The 4,429-nt window shown below is 68.9% G+C and carries 3 protein-coding genes; 1 reads left to right on the top strand and 2 read right to left on the bottom strand.

Annotated features, from left to right (window positions below; all coding sequences use genetic code 11):
• Positions 1–516: 516 nt before the first annotated feature.
• Entirely contained in the window at positions 517–777 is a 261-nt protein-coding gene (locus ABTZ89_RS36210; RefSeq protein ID WP_270950302.1) for a metallothionein, read from the bottom strand.
• 152 nt (positions 778–929) lie between these two features.
• Between ABTZ89_RS36210 and ABTZ89_RS36205 the strand changes: the two genes are divergently transcribed.
• Positions 930–3,911 (top strand): alpha-mannosidase, encoded by a 2,982-nt coding sequence (locus tag ABTZ89_RS36205; RefSeq protein ID WP_351053482.1) that lies wholly within the window; start codon positions 930–932, stop codon positions 3,909–3,911.
• A 110-nt stretch (positions 3,912–4,021) separates the two neighbouring features.
• Here the strand turns inward: ABTZ89_RS36205 and ABTZ89_RS36200 are convergent.
• Positions 4,022–4,429 (bottom strand): SDR family NAD(P)-dependent oxidoreductase (locus ABTZ89_RS36200; protein ID WP_351053479.1); only part of this gene is annotated, 408 nt, incomplete at its 5' end.

The following is a 4,429-nucleotide window of genomic DNA, read 5'->3' as shown; positions in this document are numbered from 1 at the left end:
GCATCAGTCCAGCCAGCAGCGTTGTCGGATCCAACTGCTCCAAAGCGGCACGCGGGGACTGCCTGCGACAGCCGGTCGAGGTGTTGTTCGTGGGTGCCCCGGTATTGCGCTCGCGGCGTGGTGCCGCCAGCCCGCTGCCTCGACGCGTCCGGCAGTCACCGGACGGGCGGGTGCTTCAGACCCGCGTGTTGCGCTGGGCGCTGGACTGCGGGTGCCGCATCACCATGCGGGCCCGCTGCATCTCGCGCGACATGCTGCCCAGCCAGCGAACCAGACCTGCCATCGGGGCGTCCTCCACTACTCCAAGAGGGTTAATCGACGGCTCGTCGCCGGTTGTCAACTCCGGTTCACGACAACCGACGCGAACCGGACCGCCAATGGCCGTCTCACCCGCCATGTCGTTGCAGGTAGTCCCGGTGTTTCACCAGTTTCATAACGTATTGATAACGACGGTTCGGATGGGGTGTTCATCCCTCGATGGGGTGAAGCGTGTTGGGTCGTGCGGACGCTGCGCCATCACCCCGGATGCGCACCCACCGTGTCCCGCAGCTCCATACCCATCGCCAGGCCCGAATTGCGGGCGCAGTGCGCACAGCAGAAGAACCGGCCACTGGCCTCCACACCGTGCCCGAGGATCCGGCACCCGCAGTGCTCGCACAACGGCGCCAACCGCTGCGCCGCGCACTCGAAGCTGTCGAAGGTGTGCACCCCTCCACCGGTGGTGTGCACCTCGAAGGTCATCCAGTAGTCGTTGCCGCAGACTTCGCAGGTCGCCATGACATCGCCTTTCCCGTGGAAATCCGGCAGATGACCGCAGCATGCGGGCCCACCACCACCTCGGCAACCGCGCCCGTTCGACCGCTGCCGCCCACCCCACCGCTGTGCCAGCATGATCGCCACCACACCCCGCGCAACCCCCGGGAGCAGCCATGCACGACGACCGCCGCATCGTCGAACAACGCCTCGACCGCGTCCTGGCCGAACGACTGCGCCCCGCCCAGCACCACCACACCCGCGCCTGCGACATCGCCGTCTGGCACGTCCCCGGCGAACCCGTCAGCGTCGACCAAGCCCTGCGCGCCGACTACGCACCCACCGAAATCGGCCAACCCTGGGGACCCGCCTGGGGCACCAGCTGGTTCCGGATCACCGCCGAGATCCCCGAGCAGTGGAACGACCGCACCGTCGAAGTGCTCATCGACCTCGGCTTCGACGACGACCGCCCCGGCTTCCAATGCGAAGGCCTCGCCCACACCCCCGACGGCACCCCGATCAAAGGCCTGCACCCCCGCAACACCCACCTGCCACTGGGCCGCACCAGCGCCGGCACCACCCGCACCTTCTACGTCGAAGCCGCCGCCAACCCCATCATCCTCGGCCCCCACGGCTTCCAACCCACCGAACTCGGCGAACGCCCCACCCACCCCGGACCACCCCTGTACGTGCTGCGCCGAGCCGAAGCCGCCGTCCTCGACGAACACGTGTGGAACCTCGTGCAGGACACCGAAGTCCTCGACCAGCTCATGCGCGAACTGCCCACCGACTCACCCCGGCGCCACGACATCCTGCGCGCCCTGGAGCGCATGCTCGACCGCCTCGACCTGCACGACATCCACACCACCGCACCCGCGGCCCGCGCTGAACTCACCGACGTGCTTTCCCGCCCCGCCCACGCCAGCGCCCACACCCTCTCCGCCGTCGGACACGCCCACATCGACTCCGCCTGGCTGTGGCCGCAGCGCGAAACCATCCGCAAAGTCGCCCGCACCCTCGCCAACGTCACCACCCTGATGGCCGGCCACCCCGACTTCCACTTCGCGATGTCACAAGCCCAACAACTGGCCTGGATCAAACAACACCAGCCCGCCCTCTACGACCGGGTCCGCGCCTGCGTCCACACCGGACAGCTCGTCCCCGTCGGCGGCATGTGGGTCGAATCCGACACCAACATGCCCGGGGGAGAGGCCATGGCCCGCCAACTCATCCACGGCAAACGCTTCTACCTCGACGAATTCGGCATCGACACCCAAGAGGTGTGGCTCCCCGACTCCTTCGGCTACTCCGCCGCGCTCCCGCAGCTCATCGCCGCATCCGGCTCCCGCTGGTTCCTCACCCAGAAGATCTCCTGGAACCAGACCAACCGCTTCCCCCACCACACCTTCTGGTGGGAAGGCATCGACGGCACCCGCGTGCTCACCCACTTCCCACCCGCCGACACCTACAACGCCGAGATCACCGGCGCCGAACTCGCCCACGCCCAGCGCAACTTCGCCGAACACGGCCGCGCCACCCGATCCCTGCTGCCCTTCGGCCACGGCGACGGCGGGGGAGGACCCACCCGCGAAATGCTCGCCCGCGCCGCCCGCACCGCCGACCTGGAAGGCTCACCCCGAGTCCACCTCGACACCCCCGCCGAGTTCTTCACCGCCGCCGAAACCGACCACACCGGACCCGCCTTCTGGACCGGCGAGCTCTACCTCGAACTCCACCGCGGCACCTACACCTCCCAAGCCAAGACCAAGCAGGGCAACCGCCGCAGCGAACACCTCCTGCGCGAAGCCGAGCTCTGGTGCGCCACCGCCACCATCGCCACCGGAGCCGACTACCCCCACGACGCCCTGGACCGGCTGTGGAAACAAGTCCTGCTGCACCAGTTCCACGACATCCTGCCCGGATCCTCCATCGCCTGGGTCCACCGCGAAGCCCAAGAGACCTACCAGCGCATCGCCACCGAACTCGACGCCATCACCACCCGCGCCCAACGAGCACTCGCCGGAGCCCCCGCGCACCCGATCACCTTCAACGCCGCACCCCACACCCGCAACGGCATCCCCGCCCTAGGCGCAGCCCCCGCCGAACCCACCACACCACCCAGCCCCGCACACCACCCCGACGGCACCATCACCCTCGACAACGGACTCCTGCGCGCCACCATCGACCACCGCGGCCTGCTCACCTCCGTCTACGACCACGCCGCCGAACGCGAAGCACTCGCCGCCCCCGGCAACCTCCTGCAACTGCACCCCGACCACCCCAACGCCTGGGACGCCTGGGACCTCGACGACTTCTACCGCCACCACACCCACGACCTCACCGACATCGACCAGATCACCACCGACGCCCACACCGTCCACATCCAGCGCAGCTTCGGCCGATCCACCCTCACCCAGCACATCACCCTGCCCGCCCACGCCCGCCGCATCGACATCACCACCGACATCGACTGGCACGAAACCGAGAAGATCCTCAAAGCCAGCTTCCCCCTCGACATCCACGCCGACCACTCCGCCGCCGAAACCCAGTTCGGCCACGTCAAGCGCCCCACCCACACCAACACCTCCTGGGACGCCGCCAAGTTCGAGATCTGCGCCCACCGCTACCTGCACCTCGCCGAACCCGGCTACGGACACGCCCTGATCAACGACTCCACCTACGGCCACGACGTCACCCGCCCCAACGGCACGACCACCACCGCGCGCCTGTCCCTGCTGCGCGCACCCCGATTCCCCGACCCCCGCACCGACCACGGCCACCACCAACTGCGCTACGCCCTGTGCCCCGGAGCCGACATCGGCGACGCCATCCGCGAGGGCTACCACCTCAACCTCCCCGAACGCACCACCCACGGCTCCCGCACCGTCGCACCCCTGATCACCGTCGACAACGACGCAGTCATCGTCGAAGCCGTCAAACTCGCCGACGACCGCAGCGGCGACCTCGTCGTCCGCCTCTACGAATCCCGCGGCGGCCGAGCGCACACCCGCCTGACCATCTCCTTCCCAGCCACCGCCGTCACCCGAACCGACCTGCTCGAACGGCCCCTGGCAGACCCCGAAGCACCCACCGACGCCCTCGACATCCGCCTGCGCCCCTTCGAAATCCGCACCCTCCGCTTCACCCGAACCACCTGAAACAGGGGAGCGGTATGCGGACCTGTGCCGCCCGCGAACTGCCACGGAGCTCCGCCCGAGCGCGTCCGCGCCCCGCAAAAGGACCCCGGACGCGCTCGGGAAGGCCCGCATCAGTGGACGGTGAAGCCACCGTCGACAGGGAGAGCTGTTCCGATGACGAAGCTGGAGCCGGGGCTGCACAGCCACAGGACGGCTGCTGCGACCTCGTCCGCTCGCCCCAGTCGGCCGATGGGCTGTTCCTTGATGATCCCGGCCATGGTCTCGGCCTGGTTCTCGACCATGTCGGCGACCATCGGGGTGTCGATGACGCCAGGGCACACGGCGTTGACCCGATCGAAGGCCTCGGCCGTCTCGTCGGCCGCGTCGGTCGGCGGCACCTGGATGCCGGCGTTGTTGAACGCCATGTCCAGGCGGCCGTACTCCCTCACCGCGCGCCGCACCGCGGCTTCGACTTGCTGTTCGTCGGTGACGTCGCAGTGGGGGGGGTTCGCCCGCTGCCCACGGCCGGTGATCTCCTC

Origin of the sequence: Saccharopolyspora sp. NPDC002686 (assembly GCF_040295745.1) — a bacterium.
Classification (GTDB): Bacteria; Actinomycetota; Actinomycetes; order Mycobacteriales; family Pseudonocardiaceae; genus Saccharopolyspora; species Saccharopolyspora oryzae.
Note: the sequence above shows the minus strand (reverse complement) of the source record. Positions and strands in the feature narration are given on the sequence as shown.